Here is a 23,946-nt window from a genome sequence, read left to right as displayed (position 1 = left end):
ATATCTTAGAAAACTATGGCATTACTTGACTGGATTGTCATCGGTATTTTCGCCTTGGCTCTTGTCGGCGTCATCGTGTGGGTGATGCGACAGAAGCAAAACAATGCCGCTGACTACTTCCTTGGAGGCAAAGACGCAACATGGATTGCAATCGGTGCCTCGATCTTCGCTTCAAACATCGGTTCTGAACATCTTATCGGTCTCGCCGGTTCAGGCGCTTCGTCCGGTATGGCTATGGCCCACTGGGAAATACAGGGCTGGATGATTCTTCTCCTCGGCTGGGTATTCGTGCCCTTCTACACCCGTTCGATGGTTTATACCATGCCTGAGTTCCTTGAAAAGCGTTTCAATCCACAGTCGCGCACAATCCTTGCGACCATCTCGCTCATCAGCTACGTGCTCACCAAAGTAGCCGTGACAGTCTATGCAGGCGGTCTTGTGTTCCAGCAGGTCTTTGGCATTGAAGAGTTGTGGGGAATCGACTTCTTCTGGATTGCAGCCATCGGCCTCGTCCTGATCACAGCCCTCTATACAATCTTCGGCGGTATGAAATCTGTGCTCTACACATCCGTGCTCCAGACCCCGATTCTCCTTCTCGGTTCACTCATCATCCTTGTCCTCGGTCTTAAGGAACTCGGCGGATGGGACGAAATGATGAGAATCTGTTCGAGCGTGAAGGTAAATGAATACGGCGACACTATGGTCAACCTCATCCGTGACAACAACGACAGCCAGTATCCTTGGCTCGGCGCACTCATCGGCTCGGCCGTAATCGGTTTCTGGTACTGGTGTACCGACCAGTTCATCGTACAGCGCGTTCTCTCCGGTAAAGATGAAAAGGAAGCCCGTCGCGGTACAATCTTCGGAGCATACCTCAAACTACTCCCCGTTTTCCTGTTCCTCATCCCCGGCATGATTGCCTTCGCAATCCACCAGAACTCAATCGCAGCCGGAGGCGAAGGCTTCCTCCCCATGCTTGCCAACGGCAATGTGAACTCCGACGCAGCCTTCCCCACCCTCGTAGCCAAGCTTCTCCCCGCAGGTGTGAAAGGTCTCATCGTGTGTGGTATCCTCGCTGCGCTCATGTCGTCGCTCGCATCGCTCTTCAACTCATCGGCCGCACTTTTCACCATAGACTTCTACCAGCGTTTCCGCCCCAACACAGATCCTAAGAAACTCGTCCGTATCGGTCAGGCTGCCACTGTGGTAATCGTTATCCTCGGCATTCTCTGGATTCCCGTGATGCGCTCGGTAGGCGACGTGCTCTATCTCTACCTCCAAGACGTGCAGTCGGTGCTTGCCCCGGGTATAGCAGCCGCATTCCTCATCGGTATCCTCTGGAAACGCGCTTCAGCCCTCGGCGGCATGTGGGCACTTCTTTCGGGCCTCATCATCGGTCTTACCCGCCTCGGCGCTAAGGTCTACTACAGCAATGCCGATATAATCCCCGGAAGCGAAGGCAGCTGGTTCCAATATCTGTTCTATGACTGCAACTGGCTCTTCTTCTGCGGATGGATGCTCGTATTCTGCCTTGGCGTAGGTGTCATCGTTTCACTCTGCACCAAAGCGCCTGAACCTGAAAAAATCCAAGGACTCGTGTTCGGTACATCAACCCCCGAACAGCGTGCCGCTACACGTGCAAGCTGGAACCAATGGGATGTTATCAACTCAATAATCATCCTCGGCATCACAGTCGCATTCTACATCTATTTCTGGTAATAAAAATTGAAACATGGAAGTGTGCCGGAAACTTTTCTCCGGCACACATTTCCAAGACTCTTCCTTTTAATACACGTTCCCAAGATGTTCTACTCAAACAACCCACGCTTTTTTGTCTCTGTCGACTGCATTATATTCGGTCTGGTCAACGGGAAACTGTGCCTACTGCTCACCAAGCGCCGTTTTGAACCTGAAAAGGGCAAATGGTCAGTCATGGGCGGATTCGTACAGGAAGACGAAAGCGTCGACGACGCTGCCCGACGTGTCCTCCGTCATCTGACAGGTCTCGAAGACATCTACATGGAACAGGTCCATGCGTTCGGAGCAATCAACCGTGATCCGGGCGAACGTGTAATCTCGGTCGCATATTACGCTCTGCTCGGTCCGGATGAATACAACCTCGAACTTCTTGAAAAGCACGAGGCCGTCTGGATCGAAATCGACAAATTGCCACCCCTCGGCTTCGACCACCCCGAAATGGTCAAAAAGACGCTCGAACTCATACGCGCCAAATGCTCACACGAACCCATCGGGTTCAACCTGCTTCCGGCCATGTTCACATTAACGCAGCTCCAGTCGCTCTATGAGACCATACTCGGCGAACCGCTCGACAAACGCAACTTCCGCAAGCGCGTGGCCGAGACACATTGCATCGAAAAGACCGAATATATCGACAAAACCGGTTCGCGACGCGGAGCTTCGCTCTACCGCTTCAACGACCACGTCTATCTCTCCCATCCCCAATTTAAAATCTAACAAATCCAATAATAAACAACTCTCTAAAAACCATTACAGCTATGTATTCAAACTATGAAATATGGTGGGTAACCGGCGCACAGCTCCTTTACGGAGGCGATGCCGTTGTCAGTGTCGACGCACATTCAAAAGAAATGGTCGACGGTCTAAACAATTCAGGACTCCTGCCTGTCAAAGTCGTATATAAGGGCACAGCCAACTCCTCGCACGAAGTCGAGGATATCATGAAGGCAGCCAACAACGATCCCCGTTGTGCCGGCATCATCACATGGATGCACACCTTCTCTCCAGCCAAGATGTGGATCCACGGACTCAAGGTTCTTTCCAAACCCCTGCTCCACTTCCACACCCAGTATAATGCCGAAATACCTTGGGACACAATGGACATGGACTTCATGAACCTTAACCAGAGTGCCCACGGCGACCGTGAGTTCGGACACATCTGCGCCCGCATGCGTGTACGCCGCAAGGTTGTCACCGGCTACTGGAAAGACCCGAAGACTCTCGAACGCATCGCCGTATGGCAGCGCGTCTGCATCGGCTGGGCCGACGCTCAGGACATGCTCATCATCCGTCTCGGCGACCAGATGAACAACGTTGCCGTTACCGACGGCGATAAGGTTGAAGCTGAAATCCGTCTCGGCTACCATGTGGACTACATGCCTTTCAGCTCGCTCATGAAGTATTTCGACGAAGTGAAAGACGCGGATGTCGACGCCCTCGTAGCCGAATATTTCAGCCTCTATGCCCACGATGCCTCTCTTGAAGACAAGAACACCGAAGGATATACAAAGGTATGGAACGCAGCCAAGGCCGAACTCACTCTCCGCGCCATGCTCAAGGACAAAGGCGCCAAGGGTTTCACAACCAACTTCGACGACCTCGGCGATGCAAATATCGATGTGACAGGCCGTGGCTTTGACCAGATTCCCGGTCTCGCATCACAGCGACTCATGGCCGAAGGCTATGGTTTCGGTGCGGAAGGCGACTGGAAATCAGCAGCACTCTACCGCACACTCTGGGTAATGACACGCGGAATGGAAGGCGGATGCTCATTCCTCGAAGACTACACTCTCAATTTCAACGGCAAAGAAAGCTCGATCCTTCAGGCCCACATGCTTGAAGTGTGTCCCCTCATCGCCGAAGAGCGTCCCCGTCTGGAAGTCCACTTCCTCGGCATCGGTATACGCAAATCGCAGACCGCACGTCTCGTCTTCACTTCCAAGCCGGGCAAGGGCGTGACAGCTACCGTCGTCGACATGGGCAACCGCTTCCGCCTCATCGTCAACGATGTTGACTGCATCAAGTCAAAACCGCTGCCCAAGCTCCCCGTGGCATCGGCTCTCTGGATTCCGCAGCCCGACTTCGAAACAGGCGCAACCGCATGGATTCTTGCCGGCGGCACACACCATTCATGTTTCTCGTATGCTGTCACACCCGAATTCTGGGAAGATTACGCAGAAATCGCAGGAATCGAAATGGTACATATCGACAAGGATACCACCATCGAGAATTTCAAGAACTCACTCCGCATGGGTGAAGTCTACTACATGCTCAACAAATCACTCTACCTCTAATCACAGCGATAGACTGAGATATGAATTCAGATCCTAAATCAACCATTGCCCAAGGCAAGGCCATCCTCGGCATCGAGTTCGGTTCGACAAGAATCAAGGCCGTCCTTATCGACGAGGAAAACAAGCCCATTGCCCAAGGTTCGCACGAATGGGAAAACCAGCTTTCCGACGGACTCTGGACCTACAGCACCGAAGCCATCTGGTATGGTCTTCAGGACTGCTATGCCGACCTGCGTGCAAATGTCCGCAAGGAATACGACATCGAGATCGAGAATCTTGCCGCAATCGGAATCAGCGCAATGATGCACGGCTATATGCCATTCGGCAAAGATGCCGACATACTTGTCCCGTTCCGCACATGGCGCAACACCAACACCGGCAAGGCAGCTGCCGAGCTGTCAGAGCTCTTCGTCTACAATATCCCGCTGAGATGGAGCATTTCGCATCTCTATCAGGCCATTCTTAACGAAGAGCCACACGTCAAGAACATCGACTACCTCACCACTCTTGCCGGTTATATCCACTGGCAGCTGACAGGCGAAAAAGTCCTCGGTGTCGGCGACGCTTCAGGCATGCTTCCCATCGACCCTGCTACCAAGGACTATTCAGCCGAAATGGTTGAAAAGTTCGACAATCTTGTAGCGCCCAAGGGATTCCCGTGGAAACTGCTCGACATCATGCCTAAAGTGCTCGTGGCCGGTGAAGAATCAGGAAAGCTCACAGCCGAAGGCGCTATGCGTCTCGACGTTTCAGGGCATCTGAAACCGGGCATACCCTTCTGTCCGCCCGAAGGTGACGCCGGAACAGGTATGGTTGCGACCAACGCCGTGCTCCAGCGCACAGGAAACGTATCGGCCGGAACATCATCATTCTCAATGATAGTGCTTGAAAAGGAACTTTCGAAGCCCTACGAGATGATTGACATGGTGACTACCCCCGACGGCAGTCTCGTCGCAATGGTCCACTGCAACAACTGCACTTCCGATCTCAACGCATGGGTCAATCTCTTCAAGGAGTATCAGGAACTGCTCGGAATCCCCGTCAACATGAATCAGGTGTTCGGACTTCTCTACAACAACGCCCTCAACGGCGACACAGACTGCGGAGGTCTCATCTCCTACAACTATTATTCAGGAGAGCCTATCACCGGCCTTGAGGAAGGACGCCCGCTGTTCGTGCGCTCGGCATCCGACAAATTCAATCTTGCGAACTTCATGCGCGCCAATCTCTATGCGTCGGTATGCGTGTTGAAAATCGGCAATGACATCCTGTTCAATGACGAGAAAGTGGAGGTCGACCGAATCACAGGCCACGGAGGTCTGTTCAAGACTCCCGGAGTCGGCCAGCGCATACTCGCGTCAGCTCTCAACTCTCCGATTTCCGTCATGGAAACCGCCGGCGAAGGCGGAGCATGGGGCATAGCACTCCTTGCTTCCTTCCTTGTCAACAACATCAAGGGACAATCGCTCGCAGGATACCTCAACGACCGCGTGTTCCTCGGAGACGCAGGCACTGAAATCGCCCCCACCCCTGAGGACGTGGCAGGTTTCAACGCCTATCTTGAGAACTACAAACGTGGTCTCGCAATCGAACGCGCGGCAACCGAGGCCAAGGCATAACGCCTGAAATCACCCATTCCTACTCCTCCTGCTTTGGAGTAGATAAATGCAGAAACAACAAAAATAACATATCTTGGTCTACTGACGGAATGTTGACAAGGACATCTTTCAACTCCTGATGTATCAATATTATCAGCGATATGTTATTTTTGTTATTTCTGCATCTTTTGTACCTATAGATCCATCAAGACACTGTTTCTGAAGACTATTGTTGCAGGAGATGATGGGTTTTCAGCCTGACAGGGGGATATTTTCATTTTTCTTTCTGAATTTATGGAGGATTGCGGAATTATTGGGTAATTATAAGTTTGTTATCACCGATTTTTATACTTAAATTTGCAACGGTGAAAGCTCCTTGCAACTCTATGAAGGCATGCCGACACCAACAAAAAATGTATTACTGAAAACCCCAATTCTAACCATCACTATCATGGATATTTCACACATCGAACACGTGGGTATCGCAGTGCCCGATCTCAAGGCAGCAATCGCATTCTACGAAAACACCCTCGGGCTCAAATGCTTCGCAATCGAAGAAGTAGAGGATCAGAAGGTGCGCACAGCATTCTTTAAGGTCGGACAGACCAAAATCGAGCTTCTCGAAGGCACTTCGCCTGACAGCGCCATCTCAAAGTTCATCGAAAAGAACGGTGGCCGCGGAGGCATCCAGCACATCGCATTCGCTATCGAGGATGGTGTTGCCAACGCTCTCGCTGAAGTATCGGAAAAAGGCTGCGCCCTCATCGACAAAGCACCCCGCAAAGGCGCTGAAGGTCTCAACATCGCCTTCCTCCACCCGAAATCGACCTGCGGCACTCTCATTGAACTTTGCGAAGATCCGGCAAAAAAGTAAGAGAATCCACGCAAACTCATACTTAAACCATAATTTTCAAAACACTTTTACATAATCTCATAACAGATGAGTAACCAGCTTGAAAAAGTAAAAGAGCTTATCGCCCTTCGCGAAGAAGCTCGTCTGGGTGGTGGCGAAAAAGCTATCCAGAAACAGCATGAAAGAGGTAAATACACAGCTCGCGAGCGTATTGCCCAGCTTCTCGACGAAGGTTCTTTTGAAGAAATCGACATGTTTGTCCGCCACCGTTGCTACAACTTCGGTCAGGAAAAGAAAAGTTATCTCGGCGACGGCGTCGTGACCGGCTACGGTACAATCGACGGCCGCCTCGTTTATGTATTCGCTCAGGACTTCACAGTGTTCGGCGGCTCGCTCAGCGAGACCATGGCTCTGAAGATCTGCAAAATCATGGACATGGCCATGAAGATGGGCGCTCCCGTCATCGGTCTTAACGACTCGGGCGGCGCACGTATCCAGGAAGGCATCAACGCTCTCGCAGGCTATGCTGAAATTTTCCAGCGCAACATACTTGCATCGGGTGTGATTCCTCAGATTTCAGGCATCCTTGGTCCGTGTGCCGGCGGTGCTGTATACTCACCCGCGCTCACCGACTTCACCATCATGACCAAGGGCATCAGCTACATGTTCCTTACTGGTCCGAAGGTGGTCAAGACCGTGACCGGCGAAGATGTCAGCCAAGAAGCACTCGGCGGCGCAACCGTACACTCCCAGAAGAGCGGTGTCGCCCACTTCGCGGCAGAAGACGGAGAAGAAACACTCCGCATCATCCGCAAGCTTTTCAGCTACATCCCACAGAACAATCTCGAAGAACCGCCGCTGGTTGAATGTAACGACCCCATCGACCGTCTCGAAGATTCTCTCAATGAAATCATCCCCGACTCGGCCAACCGTCCATACGACATGTATGAGGTCATCAACGCGATTGTCGACAACGGAGAGTTCCTTGAAATCCAGCGTGAGTTTGCCAAGAACATCATCATCGGTTTCGCCCGTTTCAACGGCCAGGCAGTCGGAGTTGTGGCCAACCAACCCAAACATCTTGCAGGTGTGCTCGACAGCAACGCATCGCGCAAGGGCGCACGCTTCGTCCGTTTCTGCGACGCGTTCAACATTCCTCTGGTGACACTTGTCGACGTACCCGGCTTCCTCCCCGGAACAGGTCAGGAATACAACGGTGTGATTCTCCACGGCGCGAAACTTCTCTATGCCTACGGCGAGGCGACAGTGCCCAAGGTGACTGTCACACTCCGCAAGAGCTACGGCGGCTCACACATCGTGATGTCATGCAAGCAGCTCAGAGGCGACATGAACTACGCATGGCCTACCGCAGAAATCGCCGTGATGGGCGGCGCCGGCGCTGTCGAGGTTCTCTATGCCAAGGAAGCAAAGGCATCCGACGATCCCGCCAAGGTGCTCCGCGAGAAAGAAGACGAATACAACAAACTCTTCTGCAACCCCTACAACGCAGCCCGCTACGGCTATATCGACGATGTGATCGAACCGCGCAACACCCGTTTCCGCATCATCCGCGCCCTTCAGCAGCTCGCTACCAAGAAGGTTGTCAACCCTGCCAAGAAACACGGCAACATACCTCTCTGAGAGGGTCACTTTCTCGCATCCGTGTGGCAGACATCAATCTTCCATACGTGGTGCGGACAGCCTGTAAATCTTACTAATCATCTCAACAAAAGTTATGAAAAAAAGACTTTTAACGCTGCTGTTGGTGACTCTCGCATGCGTATCAGCCATATCCGCCCAAGGGCGTCGCGGCCTGCGCATCAACGAGGTTATGATCGTCAACGACTCCACAAGCGTGGTCGACGATTTCGGACGCTACTCGGCGTGGATCGAGCTTTATAACTCGACCTTCGCTCCGCTCGAAATCTCAAGTGTCTTTCTGACCAACGACCGCAGCAACAATACGCTTTACCCCGTTCCCCTCGGTGACGTGAACACCGATATTCCCGCGCGTCAGCACGTGCTTTTCTGGGCTGACGGCGAACCCAACAAGGGTACGTTCCACACCAATTTCACCTTCACTCCCGGCGAAGACAACTACATTGCCATCTATGATGCCAACGGACTCAGTCTCATTGACGAAATCGTTGTCCCGGGAACACTGCTGCCGGGTCAGTCGTATGCCCGCAAGGCCGACGGTGAAGGCGGAATCAACAACCCTGATGACTGGGAAGTGCGCGACGGTTCTGAATCACACTACATCACTCCGTCGAGCAACAACATCATCAAGAGCACCAACAACAAGGTGGACAGCTTCGCTGAGCATGACCCCCACGGATTCGCAATGGCAGTCATGGCCATGTGTATCGTGTTCTCGGCACTCGTGATCCTCTCAATCTGTTTCTATATCATCAACAGCATCGGAGCTTCAATCTCACGCAAACGCAAAGTGAAAGCTCTTGCCAGCGATGAAAACGAAATCGAGGACCACCACCACGAACAGGATTCCGGCGAAGTCATCGCGGCAATCTCAGCCGCGCTTGCCGAACATCTTGATGCTCACGACCGCGAAAGCACAATCCTTACCATCAATAAGGTACGCCGAGCATATTCACCATGGAGCTCGAAGATCTACAGTCTCCGCGAGCTTCCGCATCGTTAATTTTAATTTCACAGTATTCAAACACTGAAACATCTAAAACAGAAATGAAAGAGTATAAATATAGAATCAACGGTAACCTCTACACGGTGAAAATCGGCGATATCGACAACAATCTCGCTAAGGTTGAGGTCAACGGTGTTCCCTACAAAGTGGAGCTTCAGAAGACCGAAAAGCCTGTCAACATCGTTACCGCACCCCGCCCCTCTGCCGCACCGCGCACCGAAAGCGGAGCGAAGGTCATCAACAAACCTAAGGTCAAAGCCGGCGGCTACACTGTTGAAGCCCCCCTCCCCGGCGTGGTAATATCCGTCAACGTGAAAGTAGGCGATACGGTCAGCTCGTCTGACACCGTAGCCGTGCTTGAAGCGATGAAGATGGAAAACGCCATCCATGCAGGCCAAGACGGCAAGGTTGCAGCAATCAACGTCAACGCCGGCGACTCAGTGCTTCAGGGTACAGCCCTCATTACCCTCGAATAAATAGAGTGAGTGTCTACAAAGCATCACACTTTTTGAAAACCTCACATCTAAGTAATTATCAAACATTATGTTTAGCGAATTCTTACTTCAAAACCTTCAGGAGTTCTGGCATCTGACAGGTTTTTACAACGCCACATGGCAGCATCTGGTGATGCTGCTGGTCGGCTTGTTCTTCATCTGGCTCGCTATTAAGAAGAATTTCGAACCGATGCTCCTTGTGCCCATCGGCTTCGGTATACTTATCGGCAACGTCCCCTTCAACACCACCGCCGGTCTTGAAATCGGTATCTATGAAGAGGGCTCGGTGCTCAATATTCTTTACAATGGTGTAAGCGCCGGATGGTATCCCCCGCTGATTTTCCTCGGAATCGGAGCTATGACCGACTTCTCAGCTCTTATCGCAAACCCGAAACTCATGCTCATCGGTGCCGCCGCCCAGTTCGGTATCTTCGGAGCATACATGGTGGCCCTGCTGCTCGGCTTCGCTCCCGATCAGGCCGGTGCGATTGCTATCATCGGCGGTGCCGACGGCCCTACGGCTATCTTCCTTTCGTCGAAACTCGCGCCTAACCTCATGGGTGCGATTGCCGTATCGGCTTACTCTTACATGGCTCTCGTGCCTGTGATCCAGCCACCGCTGATGCGTCTGCTCACCACCAAAAACGAGCGAATCATCAAGATGAAGCCCGCCCGCGCCGTGTCGCAGAACGAGAAAATCATCTTCCCGATCGTCGGTATGATTCTCACCTGCTTCGTCGTTCCGTCAGGTCTGCCACTGCTCGGCATGCTCTTCTTCGGCAACCTGCTGCGTGAGTGCGGCGTGACCAACCGTCTTGCCAAGACCGCAAGCAATGCCCTCACCGACATTGTCACCATCCTCCTCGGCATGACAGTCGGCGCATCGACACAGGCTTCCGAGTTCCTCACCTCCGAGACCATCCGCATCTTCCTTCTCGGTTTCATGGCCTTCGTGATCGCATCGGCCAGCGGTGTTCTCTTCGTGAAGCTCTTCAACCTCTTCCTGCCGAAATCAAAGAAGATCAATCCGCTTATCGGCAATGCCGGCGTTTCGGCCGTCCCGATGTCTGCCCGCATTTCCAATAACCTCGGTCTTGAATACGATCCCAGCAACTACCTGCTCATGCACGCTATGGGCCCGAATGTAGCAGGTGTGATCGGTTCGGCCGTGGCCGCCGGTGTCCTTCTCGGATTCCTCGCATGATGTAAGCTTACGATTAACTTCGTCACCCGCGCAGGGGCATAATTTTAATTACTTCCGGAATTAATTATGCTCCTGCGCTTTTTAATAACCGACAATAGTAACAGCCCTCAATATCCACATCAATAGAATCTTTACCGACTGAAAGCCGGAAGAATTCGATTATCAGATACCATAAATTCTCAATTTTAACACTCGTTCCATAAACACAAGGCACGAAATCGTTGTTTTAAAGGTGCAGACATTCACTTGCGCAGCTAAAATTCATCACAGACTTTTTCCTACCTCACAGTGAACGCCCTACAATCCGATTGCCTGCCACTAAGGGCATAAGCTAACGAATATTTAGACGATATGGTAACAAAACAAGTCATCGACAAAATCTATAAGCTGTATAAGCGTCCCCCTGCCTCGCCCGATGAACTCAATCTCGGACTTCTCTTCACCCATGCGCTTGAAAATCATGGAATCGTTATTGACGAAAACGACCTTTATATAGGCAGCGTCGATCCGCGATCACCGTTTGCAGCTATCCCTCTGCGCCACATTCATGAGATTCTCGAATTCGAGACATGTCTGGCCATAGTGTTGCGCAACTCCATGATCTTCCTCAACAAACACAATTCAGATGTCAACGTCCACCGGCGCATGGATGAGCCATCCGTATGGTCGCGCCTCAAAATGTCGCTTGCAAAAAAGCGCGACACCGCCAGCGAATCGAGATGACCCACATCTGCTAATCATTTACTATCACCATCAGTGAACCGCGAAGAAATCTTTAACCGTACCGCCCTGCTCACAGGCCGCCGGAATCTTGAATCGTTTGGCCAGACAAGGGTTATCATATTCGGCATTGGAGGCGTCGGCAGCTGGGCGGCAGAAACTCTTGTCAGAAGCGGTTTCGCAAATCTGACGCTCGTTGACGCCGACCGCATTGCCATGTCAAACATAAACCGCCAGCTTCCTGCTACCACAAAAACCGTCGGGGAAGTCAAGGTGGAGGCCATGAAACAGAGGCTGCTTGAAATAAATCCCGATGCCCGAATCGTGGCGATACATGATTTCTACAATGAAGCCACGCAGGACAATTATGTCCTGACGGACTACGACGTGGTCATTGATGCCATAGACTCTCTCTCAGACAAGGCCCGGCTTATCCTCAACGCAACGAAAGCTATGGCAGAGACGGCAGGGAGCGACCGCAGGCTGCACTTCTACTCGTCAATGGGTGCGGCACTGAAGACCGACCCCTCACGCATAGCCGTGGCTGAGTTCTGGAAAGTCAAGGGATGTCCGCTCGCGGCCGCTCTACGACGGAAATTCAAAAAAAGCGGACTTTTTCCGGCTAATAAATTCAAATGCGTCTACTCCGACGAGCTTGTTGCCAATCATCCCGACGCAAAGGAAATGGCCGACCGTTCGGGAGCCATGACCTATAATAAAGTCGCAACCAACGGAGCGATGATGCACATAACCGCAATTTTCGGAATCACCCTCGCCTCACTCGCAATACGCGACATAATGAAGCCCTGACAGAAAGATTAGATCATGTCAGGCGGGGATATATTATCAATGAATTTTCTGCTACACTTTTGAAAAGTGCAGCGCCTTTATCCGACACGACCCCATTCTCCAATTAAAGAATAGAAGGCGCAGCGAGAGGCTTCCCGCCCATTCTTGACCCCATTTTTCCATATCAGTTTTAATAAGACCTGTGCGGCAATCCCCCTATGCCGCTACTCTCTTAAATGATTTGATTGACTTTTTTATATCAATAATTAATGCTATATTTGTCAATCACCAATCCTGATTCAACAAATTCGTCGCATAGTAACTTCACTGATATCATGAGATCAATACGTCATCTCCTTATGCTACTATTGTTAGCTTGTTGCACTGCTTCCTGCTCTAATCACAAGCAGAAGGAGGCTCTTGACCGTGCAGAATACCTAATGGAGGCTCATCCTGATTCAGCTTTGATCATTCTTAATGAAATTGAAAAATCGGAGCTTGGTTCAAAAAAAGAACAGGCCCGATATGCCCTCCTCATGTCTATGGCTCTCGATAAGAACTATATCGACACCACAGCTTTTGACGTCCTCCAACCGGCCATAGACTATTATCTCAAAAAGGGAACTCCTGATGAAAAACTCAGGACATATTACTATCAAGGAGTCATCTTTCTAAATAAGAGAGATCGTGACAATGCGTTGAATTCATTCGCTAAAGGAATTCACATCGCTAATGAAAGTGAGGATTCTTTAACAATTTAACAATCGCAAGACTTTTAGTTGCTCAAGGTGGATTATATTATGAATTTTACGAGTTTGACAATTATATAAAACTATATTTGAAAGCGGCAGATATATACAATGGCCTATCTCTTAAAGATTCTGAATTAGATTGTCTTCTCAACGCACTAAATGGGTCTATTCTTTTAGAGAATCAGCATCAATGTGATAGCATATTGAACTTACTAACTAAATTCAATATGCTGAATCTAACCCAGAGACATAGAATTCAAAGACAACAATTATCCTACGCTTTAAAATTTGGATCTGAAGATGAAATAAGGGATCTAATTCACATACAAGAAGAAAATATAAGTTCTCAAAATGATATTCTCAATCTTGCTCTTGCTTATACCCAAACAGGAAATTACGAAAAAGCCAACAGCGCACTTGATTACGTTATAACAAGTGGGCAACCCTATGACACTATTAGATATTTATCTATATCTATTCCTGCACTTGAAGGTACTGGGTGTTACAAAGATGCTTTGGATAAATACAAACGATTCTGTCATAAACAAGATTCAATAAATTTACAGAAATTTGAAAAACAGGTAAAATCTATCGAAGAAAAACATCAAATCGAACTCAAAGCCCAACATTATGCACGGGAAAATGCCAAAATTATTTGGAGAAGTATCGGCGGATTATATTTCTAATATTAGTGATTATTATCTTATACTTACTTTTCTACAGCAATAAGGCTCAAAAAAAGTTAGCTCTTGAACGAGCAAAGACGACTGAACTTGAAAATGAGAGTCTCAAAGCTGAAAAGGATAAAGCTATCCAACAATCTAAAATCACCGAATTGGAAAATGAAAGGCTGAAATCTGAACGAGAGAAACTGTCTCTCGAAAATAAAAATCTTCAGCTGGAAAGGGATAAAAAAGCATTGGAGGCTGAAAATCTGGCTCACCGCGTCGAGACTCTCGAAAATGAGAGCGCGAGTCTGAAAGAACTGATAGACTCACAGGAGGAACTGCCTTCTGAAGTTCAACAGGCCATAAAAGTGCGCATCGAAATGCTGAATGCCCTAATGGCAGGTTATATAACCGATAATGACCAATACGAAAAGCCTTACGAGTCATGGATCAAAGAACTCACTGACAATACCGAGGAGTTTATGAACAGTAACCGTCTGGCATTTCAGGCCTCCCATCCACGATTTATCCAGTATTTCGAGGAGCATGACCTGACCGTCAGCGAAATCAACTATGTTTGTCTTTACGCAATTGGCTTACGAGGAAAGGAAGTCGGTAACTACATGAAGAAACGTAGCCATGTAAACATCAGCAGTGGCATACGCAAAAAACTCGGCATAGACAAGCACGAGACAAACATTGGAATTTACGTGCGTAAACTTCTAAAAAATTTATGACATATTCCAACAAATGAAAGCATGACAAATTTCGCCCAAAAATCAGCACTTTTATTTAGCATATTTATTTAGTTATCATTGGATTACAAAAACAGCATATGAAACTTTTATTTTCTAAATGAATGATTTATATGCTATTTTTGTAATAAAAAATGACTCGACAAAGCGTCTCAATCCTATCAAAGAGGGGGCTAACATTGAAAGTTCTCTCCAAATTGTTGTATGCCATTACAGACAATTCAATCAACTCAGAAGAGCTAAAGGATATCCATCAAAAAGTTCTAAACGCATCATTAATGCAAAACGAAGTTGAGTCTGATTCAAAAAAAGATCCATTTAATATCGCAGATATTAAATGGGAAAGAATACTTGATGCTATCGCAAATAATAATCCATTTTTAAGAAAGTTCATAGAGGCAAATACGTTCTCGGCACAAGAGCTTCGCTATATGTGCGCAATGTTTTGTGGACTATCTGGAAAAGAATATGAACTTATAACCAGATTTAAGAGCCAATATAACCTTAGTTGGTCAATCCGACAGAAAATAGGGATGCGGCCAAAGACTACAAACCTCAGAAAATTCCTCCAAAAACTTTCAGAAGACAGCACTTCTGAAAGTTTAAATAATAATGTTCCAAAATAATCAATTTCTCAATTTTATATTTTCTTAATTTACTGCGCATTACTCAAATAAAAATCTTTCTAATATGAAAGTTTTGTTTTGGAGCATGAATGTTTGCCATTGTAATTTTACAACATCAAAATCAATCAAAACACATATAGACATGAAAAAGATTTTTACCCTCATTCTTGTAATTATGACATTTGCACTACATGCTATAGCACAAGGGTCAAATGAAGACACCTCTTCTAAAGGAATTGTATTGGAATATTCTCAATACACCGAAACATCAGGAAGGCATCGCGCTCCTATGCGCATGGATAATATAGAGGCATGGTACAATGCAGAAAGTAATTCCATTAATATTTTATATGATGGAGATGCTACCGGAGAAGTTTTCCTCTACCTAAACAATAACATCATCGAATATGACTCCGAGATAAATACCTCATTCCAAATTTCAATTCCCGGTCTCTATAAAATAGAGATTATCGGAGAGACTTGGATTGCTCAAGGATATATTCAACTATAGTTGCTCAAAGCAAATCCTCTCCGGATAGGAGCGCAGAAGTCGAAAAGCGAATAGAGTAGACACTTATTAAAATTTTTTCCAATATGGAAACTCGTATCATTAAGCCCAGTGAACTCCTCTCAGAATAGGATGATGTAAATGTAAAGGGCGGTGTAAGCAACCAGGTCAATGACACCGCACAGGAATGTACTTGTGATTGCTGGATTGGCAACAGCAATACCACTCAGCCCGAAAAGCCCGAGAAACCCGAAAAACCGATAAAGAGTAACTAATCTCTATTTTTATTGTTATGCGGAGATTTTGAAATCTCCGCATAACAATAAATCAATCCTGAAAGACTATGGTATTATCTCGATATTGCTATTTCTTCACTAGTTCAACGGGAGTCAATTTAGGATATTCTTCCAGAACAAACTCCTTTATTGAACTTACTCCTCATGTATTCAACCATCTGAAAGATGTTTCTCAAAGTAAAACTCCTCTAAATCTGGCTATTTTAGATGAAGAATCTTCGAATATTCTTACATCTCAGGGATTTATTGGAAGTGTAACGTCTGATGAAGATTTCATACATGAAAGCCAATTCATCACTCAAGCTGTTCAACACAATAAATCTAAATTGAATTTAGTGTTGGTACCGAGCCTAAATTGTAATTTCGCTTGTCCTTATTGCTTTGAGACAGATAAGAGAGCACGGTATATGACACCCTCTGTTGTCGAGAAATTAATTAGTTTTATTCGAGACAATGAAGGTAAATCTAATATTGATCTCAAATGGGATGGAGGAGAACCCCTTATGTCTCTTTCAGTTATAAATTCAATATTAGACCGACTGAATATCGAAAAAGATGTAAAAATTCAAAAACATTCCATAATAACTAATGGATATCTTTTTAATGAGGAGGCAATATCATTATTTAAAAAGTATTATTGCTGTCCGATAAAACTCAAATAGCGCAATAAAGTATGGCTCGAACGCTGATTTTACGGTGTTCGAGTCTTCTTTTTTACTTTACAAGCCCCCTCAGTCAAACAGTGTCGGTTCGGGAGGCGCTCCGGAGGCCTCGGAAAGGATGATTTCCCACTCTTTTTCCGGGTTGTTAAACAGGCTGTTGAAGTCAACGTAGTACATCAGGGTAATTCTGACCATTGTTGCCAGCCCGGAGAAGCTCCACTGGCGTTTCAGCCCCTTCTGCATCACCATCAGCAGTAGATTGGCGATTAGTGTGATCCAGATCTGGATCTTGATGGCATTGGCGCTCTCGCCATAGAAGTATTTAAGTGGAAAGTTTTGTTTCATCTGCTTGAACAGCAGCTCAATTACCCATCTCTGTCGGTATATCGCGATGATTTCCTCCGGGTCGGACTCCATATCGTTGGTCAGCAGCGATATCAGTTTACGCTTCTTGACATCCACATAAGTGATTATGCGTGATTTATGTCGAATGACCTCTCCGCCTTTAACCTGCTTTACAAACTCCACTTGCTGTATCCTGACCTCCATCAGTCCGTCAGGAGTCTGATACATAGTGTCCGACAATATGCTGTATTTCAGGTTCTTCTTCATCTTGGTGACGTATGTTACGCCACGCTCCGTCAGTTGCTGGAACTTCTCATAATCGATGTATGCGCGGTCCATTGCCATTATGTCGCCTTTACTCAATGTTGTTGGCTTGAGCATGAATGAGTCGTTTGTAGCCGCTGATGTGAACTTTATATCCGACGGCACACCTTCGTTGGCATGTATGACGGTATGAACCTTGATTCCGCCTTTCTTTTTTCCGGTCTTTGGATGGCGTCCGACTCCCTTGAACAGCAGGTTGGAGAACAGAGTAATAGTCGTGGAGTCGATAATCTGCAGCCGTTTCATCCATTTTGGAGTCTTGCGGCTGTGGCTGTCCGAGGAAAGAACGTGGCGGTAAGTGGCATATAAATCGCGATATATAGCCTCAAATATAGCTTCGGGGCGCCTCTTGTTGGCATCCGCGAGTGTGCTGCGCCCGATTTTGAATGTAATACCTATATGAGACAGTTTACGCGTCTCGGCAAGCAAACTGGCTGTTATCTCACGCAATGAGTCGAATCGCATTATCACCGCATAGAGCATTACCACCAGATGAATCCAGCAGTTAAACCGTTTGGTATATCTCTCTCCTCCGTATTCGCGGCTAAACTGAAGAATTTTCGACTTGTCAAGCAGTTTTATTACCTGACCATAGAGCGGCTGTCCGCTAAAATGACTACTTTTGGGCATAGTTTAGAATATGTTTTGACCAACACAAACTAAACTAAAAGGACTGACTCCTGCAATAGGTGCCAGTCCTAATTTTGTTTTGCCTCAAAAAGTTTTATCGGACAGCAATAAAAAAGTATCCATTAGATATAATTCAAATCACTTTAGATGGTCAAAAAGAAAGACATAATCACCTGCGGTCACTAAAAAAATCGCTAAAGCCGACGTTCGATATTATTGTATCTAACATAAAAAATATTGTTAGAGAACTTACTACAACTAAAATCCACATACGTGTAAATATTGATAAAACGAACTTAGACGACTTCTTTATAGTTAAAAAATTTATAGAAACAGAAGTTGGTAGTTCAAATATAATTGTTTACCCGGGTATTATTAGATTAGAAAATGATTCTAAAACAAATCTCGTAGAGCCATCCTTTAGCCGATGGGAGACAGCAGAGCTTCTTTTCAATCTTTTTTCTAATGGGGATTTGAACGGCAGTATATATCCTACCCTCCATAAGGCTAAAACATGCTGCGCTATGTGTGTCAATTCTTTTATCATTGGTCCATATGGGGAAATATATAAATGTTGGAATGATGTATCAGATGAAACAAAGATTGTAGGGTATATTAACGATCCAAAAATTAAAAACCCACAAATTTTTTATCGTTATCATACCGCATGTGCGTGGTATAATGATAAAGAATGTAGAGATTGTTTCTTTCTACCTATATGTAATGGGAAATGTGCATGGTATGGAGAACGTAATTTATTTCATGGAGGCAAATATAATCTATGTCAGTGTATGCAAAAAGCACCAGACCTCCTTAATAATTGCCTTGAAGCCTACTATAACAAAATCACAAAATCTTAATTATGAAATTATTCCGCCTTTACATCTTCATATTATGCAACATCTGTGGTTTGATGTCATTTGCTCAGATCTCAGACACTATTGTGTCTACATCGTTGGATGAAATTGTTGTGCAAGCACCAAAAGTCATCCGAAAATCTGATATGGAAGTTTACCATCCTTCGAAAAGCGCGGTTGACAACTCAAAAAATGGCATGCAATTACTCCGCAATCTGATGATACCTACTCTTATAGTAAACGATGCCTTGGGTTCAATAAGCGCTGCAGGACAGTCGGTGCAGGTAAGAATCAACGGCAGGGTTACGACCATCGAGCAAATTAAAGCACTTCTGCCGGAAACGATAAAGCGTGTTGAATGGATCGATAATCCGGGACTGCGTTATAACGGAGCTAACTATGTGCTCAACTTTATCGTTATCAATCCTACCCTCGGCGGTTCTTTAATGTTGGAGGGAAAACAGGCGATCAATGAAAAATGGGGATATAACCGGACGGATGCAAAGTTCAATGTTGGTAGGTCGCAATGGAGTGTCGGTGGATATTTCAAACTGACCGATGACATGAAAGCATACCGCGAATATAAGGAAACATTTACTTATCCCAATGGGGAATCATTGACAAGAACGGAAACACCGTTAGGTGGAGAACTTGACAACAGTCAAGGCGCAACGTGGATGTCTTATAACTACATTAAGCCGGACACAACTGTGTTTTATGTGGCTCTTCAGGCCAACCGCAGTTTTACTGATAAATGGCTATATAATGGATTGTTGAGCCTCAGTAATGGCGAAAACGATATTAATCTCACGGATTCTCATGGAAATACAGGCACAACACCCTCGTTTTCTGCCTATCTTGAGCAACATTTTTCAAACAGACAGACTTTGGTTGTAGATTTCAGCGCGTCATTATATTCCGGACACTCATATTCTGATTATGTTGAGAAAACATCAGGTTCGTCGCAACTTATAAATGATGTCCATACTTATATAAAAGATTGGAATCAGGCGTATGGCGTTGAGACAAACTATATAAAGCAATGGAGAAACTCGCGCTTTACCGCCGGAGCGTCTTACACAGCAAACCGCAATCGCTCAACATACAAGAATCTTGACGGGGAAATATTCCATCAACATCAAGACAAGGCATATTTCTTTACCGAATATTTTCACCGTATTAACAAAGTTTCTTTAACAGGAGGACTTGGTGTGCAATATACCTCGTTCCTTTTCAAAGAAACCAATCAAGGCAATCATTCCTGGAATCTCCGACCACAAGCTACCTTAACTTATTCACCTAACCTAAATCATCAGTTCCGTCTCAGTTTCACATCATGGCAATCGGCTCCCTCTCTTGCCGCTACCAATATTGCACCGCAACAACTTGATGGCTTCCAATGGAGAATCGGAAATCCCGATTTGCAAACCTCATCATCATACATGCTTTCATTAAGATACAGTTACAACCTACCCCATGTTTCAGGTTCGTTTGGTGCCAGAGCCTTTTCAAGCCCAAATGCAATCACGCCTTATCTTTACTGGAACAATGATAGGCTTATAACTTCTTACGAAAACAGCAAAGGATTAGACAACATAAGTTTCTGGATAGCTCCGCAGATTGAAGTTATTCCGACATGGATGACTGTATCCGGGACATTGCAATATACTGCGGAACGTATGAAGGGCAATAATTACAAGCTCTATAATCATTGTTGGAGCGGAGATATAAATGCGCTGCTCTCTCACTGGGGCTTTACCTTAGGAGTACAGTACAAAAGGGCACAGCGAGACTTGTGGGGTGAAAAAATCTCATGGGGCGAAGACATCTCCATAATAGATTTATCCTATAATTGGAAAGATTGGGAATTCGGAGCAGGCGTAATAATGCCGTTCGGAAAATATGATCAAGGTTCCAAATCATTAAGCAAATGGAATACTAACGAGCAACACATGCGACTCAATATGCGTATGCCATATATATCTGTCAGTTACAATCTTCAATGGGGTCGGCAGAAACGAGGAACAAGTAAACTTGTAAATGCAGATGCCAATGTAAATCATTCCACAGTAAACGGAAGGTAATTTAGGGAATCCCATACTATCCAATATTATAGATGATTTTTTAACATATTATATCATAAATTTGATAACGCGTATAAATCATTATATTCATATTATGGCCAGCCGATTTCCATTCATCAAGCAAGAAGATTCAATGCAATGTGGTATTGCATGTCTGCAAATGATTTGTACTTACTATGGACAGCACTATTCTAATGGATTTATATCAACTTTCTGTCATGCCACAACAGAAGGTATTTCCTTACTCGGCATTTGTAAGGCAGCAACTTTTTTAGGATTCAAAAGTCAGCCAACAACAGTTCGGTAATTTTTGAGCAGGCATAGCTGTATCGCACTGATACACAATAGTTTGCATTGATATTGAATTGTTGTTGTATCTTATTGATATCCAATTGAATATGCAAATTTTACCGAACTATTGATTTTACAATGATTCGGTAAAAATTACCGAAGTAGTTGAAACTTAAGTTAATATGTCGAATTGTCAAATACAAATGAATCGCCAAAGCGTTCATTATAAAACACTTATACCATGAACGTATTGGCGATTCTCAAAGACTTCACCTTTCGGTGTAAGTCGGTATTTGAAAATACTACAACCAAGATGAGCAAAAGGTTCCTCAACTGGCTGATTTTAACAATACGCACTGTAGCGTTGATTCCGGGCAAAGTCAATTTTACCCGGCTGTCGCGCTATGGCGGTCGTACAGCCAAGACCTTTGCCTCCAATTTCAAGACATCCGTAGACTGGATGAAAGTCAACATAGGTATGGCGCAGGATTGTTTTGGGCCGGCCGATGACATGGCAGTGGCAATCGATCCGTCGTTCATTTCAAAAGCAGGCAGACTGACGTATGGCATAGGCCGTTTCTGGTCTGGGGTGGCACAACGTGTCAAACGCGGTCTGGAGATAATGGCGATCGGGGCAATAAGTCTGAGTAAACATACATGCGTGATGCTCGGTGCTGTCCAGTCACCGAACTTCAGGACTCTTGAATCCGAGAAACAAATGTCAATGCTTGACTGGTATGTGGCACTTGTCAGGTCAAAGGCGACAGAGCTGCTCTCACTGACGGATATTCTGGTTGCCGATGCCTTTTTCTCCAAATATGAGTTTGTAAATGAAGTGATTGGCATGGGATTTCGATTTGTCGGGAGATTACGTGCCAACTCATATCTGAGGTATCTGGCCATACCGGATTCCTCCGCCCCGCGAAGACGCGGCAGAAAGAAAAAGTATGGAGAGAAAGTGGATTTCTCCAACCTTGACATGTCCGTGTTCACTTCATTCATATATGAGGATTCCAAAGGAAACAAAAACCGATGTCACACGGCGGTCGTACATTCGAGGGCATTGAGACGCGACATCCGTATCGTGGTCTGTCCGGTTGAAAACGCAGAGCCTCTTCTTTACTTCTCTACCGATACCGACATGAGGCCTGAAAAGATCATCGGTTTCTACCGCACCCGCTTTCAGATTGAGTTCGGCATACGCGATGCCAAACAGTTTACAGGACTCCAGTCGCAACAGACACGCGACAAAGACCGGCTTGACTTCGCATTCAATCTTTCCTTCACTGCACTCAATGTCTGCAAGGAGGTCATAAGGAAGGATTATCCGGATCTTTCGTTAGCACAGTTCAAACGGCTTATGTTTGAATCTTATCTCGCCTCAACAATTATTTCGACTTGCGGAAAATCTCCGCATCTCAAAATAATTCAGAAAATAAATCATCGGTTGGCTCAGTTAGCGGCTTAGCCTAGGCTGAACAACCTCAAATTTTACCGAATCATTGTAAAATGAAAGATCTAAAAAATGTAATCATGGGGATCTCAAGTATTGTAATGGTACTAGCGACTATGCTAATCACTCATAGCTGTAGCAATGAATCTCCACTCGACAACAACACAACAGTCGAATCATACGATGAAGAAACTGATGGGCAGAAGTTATTTACATATTTCCAAAGCCTCAACTATTCTTCAATCGAACAAGCAATTGAAAAAGCTGAAACTCTTGAGGACAATACTATACAATCAAGAAGCACCAGTGCAGCTCCAATTTTAGATGCTGTTTACTCAGTAGTCGCAGGATATCAATCCCTTGATTTTAATAGCAGTGATAACTATGAGTCTATCCGTAGCAAACTTATTTCAGTAGTGGATAATCACAAAGAATCTCTTACTGTTACAGAATATGATAGTCTTATTGAATCAATAGATATCGCAATATTAGGTATGCAATATGCTGTAGAACTCCAAAACCAACCAGTATCAAGAGGTATTGGAGATTCAATTCTTTCAGCTGTAAAATGTATAGCAGGTACTGCCGGTTCAGCTGGCCTCGGATTTCTTGCAGGTGCTGGCGTTGGAACAGTCACTCTTCCTGTTGTCGGAACTGTTAGCGGTGGTGCTGTTGGTGGATGGAGCGGTGCATTGGTTGGAATTGCTGAATTCTGCTAAACATAAATCAATATATATGAGCAAATCAAACTATATCGGAATACTTATTGTTTCAATCATCCTTTTAGTATATCCTGTCTACACTTTGATAATTAATTCAGAATGGACATCAGTAGTTTTTATATTCCTTCTTATTATCATAGGGTCAATCGGGACATATCGCGCATGTCGTTCAATTAATTCAAATAAATCCAACAATAACGACAGGCTCGATTCTTAAACACCACTTTAGAGTTAAGGCATAAAATTCACTTATGTCTTAACTCTATCCTTATTCCATAAACAGCTTTTTTGAGGCTGTCCGGCAACCGGATGTCAGGTTGAGTCAGGTCAATCATCCGGCATATCATCGGACAGTTCGGCGGTAAACACACCCTCCTTAGTCCGTTTTTGTGACATAAGCAGCGGAACATCGAGAAGAAGAATAATACGCTCATCAGTCGACAAATCAAAATCTAACCTCTATATATCCATCGTTCTAAATTTTAGCGGTCAAGGCGGGACACGAATGAGACGTGGCCTCGCCTGACTGTCATGATTAAAGCAAAGTTCTCTACCGATTTGCAGATAAGCTAATTAAAGAAATATTTCATTATTGTAA

General features: G+C 45.9%; 23 protein-coding genes. 22 read left to right on the top strand and 1 reads right to left on the bottom strand.

Going from position 1 to position 23,946, the window contains the following annotated elements; translation table 11 throughout:
* The first annotated feature begins 15 nt into the window (after positions 1–15).
* From E7747_RS08075 to E7747_RS07995, 17 genes are all read left to right on the top strand, one after another.
* On the top strand, positions 16–1,719 hold the full coding sequence (locus E7747_RS08075; RefSeq protein WP_123615177.1) for a sodium:solute symporter: 1,704 nt from the start codon (positions 16–18) through the stop codon (positions 1,717–1,719).
* A gap of 84 nt (positions 1,720–1,803) precedes the next feature.
* A complete protein-coding gene (locus E7747_RS08070; protein ID WP_123615178.1) occupies positions 1,804–2,475 on the top strand; it encodes an NUDIX hydrolase in 672 nt (223 codons plus the stop codon).
* 41 nt (positions 2,476–2,516) lie between these two features.
* A complete protein-coding gene (gene araA, locus E7747_RS08065) occupies positions 2,517–4,052 on the top strand; it encodes an L-arabinose isomerase (RefSeq protein ID WP_136415297.1) in 1,536 nt (511 codons plus the stop codon).
* Positions 4,053–4,072: 20 nt separating this feature from the next.
* Positions 4,073–5,671 (top strand): xylulokinase, encoded by a 1,599-nt coding sequence (locus E7747_RS08060; protein ID WP_136415295.1) that lies wholly within the window; start codon positions 4,073–4,075, stop codon positions 5,669–5,671.
* Between the two features lie 430 nt (positions 5,672–6,101).
* On the top strand, positions 6,102–6,524 hold the full coding sequence (gene mce / locus E7747_RS08055; RefSeq protein WP_123615181.1) for a methylmalonyl-CoA epimerase: 423 nt from the start codon (positions 6,102–6,104) through the stop codon (positions 6,522–6,524).
* A gap of 66 nt (positions 6,525–6,590) precedes the next feature.
* Positions 6,591–8,144 carry an acyl-CoA carboxylase subunit beta gene (locus E7747_RS08050; protein ID WP_123615182.1) on the top strand — a complete coding sequence of 518 codons (1,554 nt, stop codon included), beginning with the start codon at positions 6,591–6,593 and terminating at the stop codon, positions 8,142–8,144.
* Between the two features lie 94 nt (positions 8,145–8,238).
* Complete coding sequence (locus E7747_RS08045; protein ID WP_123615183.1) at positions 8,239–9,165, top strand: OadG family transporter subunit; 927 nt, start codon at positions 8,239–8,241, stop codon at positions 9,163–9,165.
* A gap of 44 nt (positions 9,166–9,209) precedes the next feature.
* On the top strand, positions 9,210–9,644 hold the full coding sequence (locus E7747_RS08040) for a biotin/lipoyl-containing protein (protein ID WP_136415293.1): 435 nt from the start codon (positions 9,210–9,212) through the stop codon (positions 9,642–9,644).
* Positions 9,645–9,711: 67 nt separating this feature from the next.
* Positions 9,712–10,866 carry a sodium ion-translocating decarboxylase subunit beta gene (locus E7747_RS08035; protein ID WP_123615185.1) on the top strand — a complete coding sequence of 385 codons (1,155 nt, stop codon included), beginning with the start codon at positions 9,712–9,714 and terminating at the stop codon, positions 10,864–10,866.
* Between the two features lie 351 nt (positions 10,867–11,217).
* Positions 11,218–11,589, top strand: coding sequence for a hypothetical protein (locus tag E7747_RS08030; RefSeq protein ID WP_136415291.1), 372 nt, complete (start codon positions 11,218–11,220; stop codon positions 11,587–11,589).
* A 33-nt stretch (positions 11,590–11,622) separates the two neighbouring features.
* A complete protein-coding gene (locus E7747_RS08025) occupies positions 11,623–12,396 on the top strand; it encodes a tRNA threonylcarbamoyladenosine dehydratase (protein WP_136415289.1) in 774 nt (257 codons plus the stop codon).
* 338 nt (positions 12,397–12,734) lie between these two features.
* Complete coding sequence (locus E7747_RS08020) at positions 12,735–13,136, top strand: hypothetical protein (RefSeq protein ID WP_136415287.1); 402 nt, start codon at positions 12,735–12,737, stop codon at positions 13,134–13,136.
* Positions 13,137–13,213: 77 nt separating this feature from the next.
* The gene (locus tag E7747_RS08015; RefSeq protein WP_136415285.1) at positions 13,214–13,813 is read left to right on the top strand and encodes a hypothetical protein; all 600 of its coding nucleotides are present in this window, start codon (positions 13,214–13,216) and stop codon (positions 13,811–13,813) included.
* A gap of 149 nt (positions 13,814–13,962) precedes the next feature.
* A complete protein-coding gene (locus tag E7747_RS08010) occupies positions 13,963–14,532 on the top strand; it encodes a hypothetical protein (RefSeq protein WP_136415283.1) in 570 nt (189 codons plus the stop codon).
* A gap of 152 nt (positions 14,533–14,684) precedes the next feature.
* Entirely contained in the window at positions 14,685–15,176 is a 492-nt protein-coding gene (locus E7747_RS08005; protein WP_136415281.1) for a hypothetical protein, read from the top strand.
* A gap of 142 nt (positions 15,177–15,318) precedes the next feature.
* Entirely contained in the window at positions 15,319–15,687 is a 369-nt protein-coding gene (locus tag E7747_RS08000) for a hypothetical protein (protein WP_123615190.1), read from the top strand.
* Between the two features lie 340 nt (positions 15,688–16,027).
* Positions 16,028–16,642: a radical SAM protein gene (locus E7747_RS07995; protein ID WP_136415279.1), complete on the top strand. Its 615-nt coding sequence runs from the start codon at positions 16,028–16,030 to the stop codon at positions 16,640–16,642.
* 69 nt (positions 16,643–16,711) lie between these two features.
* Here the strand turns inward: E7747_RS07995 and E7747_RS07990 are convergent, their stop codons facing one another.
* A complete protein-coding gene (locus E7747_RS07990) occupies positions 16,712–17,941 on the bottom strand; it encodes an IS4 family transposase (RefSeq protein ID WP_136415277.1) in 1,230 nt (409 codons plus the stop codon).
* Positions 17,942–18,000: 59 nt separating this feature from the next.
* Here E7747_RS07990 and E7747_RS07985 point away from each other — a divergent pair, with 59 nt between their 5' ends.
* From E7747_RS07985 to E7747_RS16990, 5 genes are all read left to right on the top strand, one after another.
* Entirely contained in the window at positions 18,001–18,801 is an 801-nt protein-coding gene (locus E7747_RS07985; RefSeq protein WP_136415275.1) for an SPASM domain-containing protein, read from the top strand.
* Between the two features lie 2 nt (positions 18,802–18,803).
* Positions 18,804–20,882: an outer membrane beta-barrel protein gene (locus E7747_RS07980; RefSeq protein ID WP_136415273.1), complete on the top strand. Its 2,079-nt coding sequence runs from the start codon at positions 18,804–18,806 to the stop codon at positions 20,880–20,882.
* 94 nt (positions 20,883–20,976) lie between these two features.
* Positions 20,977–21,189 carry a cysteine peptidase family C39 domain-containing protein gene (locus tag E7747_RS07975; protein WP_136415271.1) on the top strand — a complete coding sequence of 71 codons (213 nt, stop codon included), beginning with the start codon at positions 20,977–20,979 and terminating at the stop codon, positions 21,187–21,189.
* A gap of 225 nt (positions 21,190–21,414) precedes the next feature.
* Positions 21,415–22,641, top strand: a complete 1,227-nt coding sequence (locus E7747_RS07970) for a transposase (RefSeq protein ID WP_136415269.1) — start codon at positions 21,415–21,417, stop codon at positions 22,639–22,641.
* Positions 22,642–22,682: 41 nt separating this feature from the next.
* Positions 22,683–23,345: a bacteriocin class II family protein gene (locus tag E7747_RS16990; protein WP_228449110.1), complete on the top strand. Its 663-nt coding sequence runs from the start codon at positions 22,683–22,685 to the stop codon at positions 23,343–23,345.
* Positions 23,346–23,946 lie beyond the last annotated feature (601 nt).

The sequence above is a fragment of the Duncaniella dubosii genome, assembly GCF_004803915.1.
Taxonomy (GTDB): Bacteria; Bacteroidota; Bacteroidia; order Bacteroidales; family Muribaculaceae; genus Duncaniella; species Duncaniella dubosii.
This window is presented reverse-complemented; position numbering and strand designations above follow the sequence as displayed.

What these genes read in the sequence shown, in the direction of transcription:
- E7747_RS08075 (WP_123615177.1), top strand. Translation starts at nt 16, where the DNA reads ATGGCATTACTTGACTGGATTGTCATCGGTATTTTCGCCTTGGCTCTT.
- E7747_RS08070 (WP_123615178.1), top strand. Translation starts at nt 1,804, where the DNA reads ATGTTCTACTCAAACAACCCACGCTTTTTTGTCTCTGTCGACTGCATT.
- araA (WP_136415297.1), top strand. Translation starts at nt 2,517, where the DNA reads ATGTATTCAAACTATGAAATATGGTGGGTAACCGGCGCACAGCTCCTT.
- E7747_RS08060 (WP_136415295.1), top strand. Translation starts at nt 4,073, where the DNA reads ATGAATTCAGATCCTAAATCAACCATTGCCCAAGGCAAGGCCATCCTC.
- mce (WP_123615181.1), top strand. Translation starts at nt 6,102, where the DNA reads ATGGATATTTCACACATCGAACACGTGGGTATCGCAGTGCCCGATCTC.
- E7747_RS08050 (WP_123615182.1), top strand. Translation starts at nt 6,591, where the DNA reads ATGAGTAACCAGCTTGAAAAAGTAAAAGAGCTTATCGCCCTTCGCGAA.
- E7747_RS08045 (WP_123615183.1), top strand. Translation starts at nt 8,239, where the DNA reads ATGAAAAAAAGACTTTTAACGCTGCTGTTGGTGACTCTCGCATGCGTA.
- E7747_RS08040 (WP_136415293.1), top strand. Translation starts at nt 9,210, where the DNA reads ATGAAAGAGTATAAATATAGAATCAACGGTAACCTCTACACGGTGAAA.
- E7747_RS08035 (WP_123615185.1), top strand. Translation starts at nt 9,712, where the DNA reads ATGTTTAGCGAATTCTTACTTCAAAACCTTCAGGAGTTCTGGCATCTG.
- E7747_RS08030 (WP_136415291.1), top strand. Translation starts at nt 11,218, where the DNA reads ATGGTAACAAAACAAGTCATCGACAAAATCTATAAGCTGTATAAGCGT.
- E7747_RS08020 (WP_136415287.1), top strand. Translation starts at nt 12,735, where the DNA reads ATGCTACTATTGTTAGCTTGTTGCACTGCTTCCTGCTCTAATCACAAG.
- E7747_RS08005 (WP_136415281.1), top strand. Translation starts at nt 14,685, where the DNA reads ATGACTCGACAAAGCGTCTCAATCCTATCAAAGAGGGGGCTAACATTG.
- E7747_RS08000 (WP_123615190.1), top strand. Translation starts at nt 15,319, where the DNA reads ATGAAAAAGATTTTTACCCTCATTCTTGTAATTATGACATTTGCACTA.
- E7747_RS07995 (WP_136415279.1), top strand. Translation starts at nt 16,028, where the DNA reads ATGGTATTATCTCGATATTGCTATTTCTTCACTAGTTCAACGGGAGTC.
- E7747_RS07990 (WP_136415277.1), bottom strand. Translation starts at nt 17,941, where the DNA reads ATGCCCAAAAGTAGTCATTTTAGCGGACAGCCGCTCTATGGTCAGGTA.
- E7747_RS07980 (WP_136415273.1), top strand. Translation starts at nt 18,804, where the DNA reads ATGAAATTATTCCGCCTTTACATCTTCATATTATGCAACATCTGTGGT.
- E7747_RS07975 (WP_136415271.1), top strand. Translation starts at nt 20,977, where the DNA reads ATGGCCAGCCGATTTCCATTCATCAAGCAAGAAGATTCAATGCAATGT.
- E7747_RS07970 (WP_136415269.1), top strand. Translation starts at nt 21,415, where the DNA reads ATGAACGTATTGGCGATTCTCAAAGACTTCACCTTTCGGTGTAAGTCG.
- E7747_RS16990 (WP_228449110.1), top strand. Translation starts at nt 22,683, where the DNA reads ATGAAAGATCTAAAAAATGTAATCATGGGGATCTCAAGTATTGTAATG.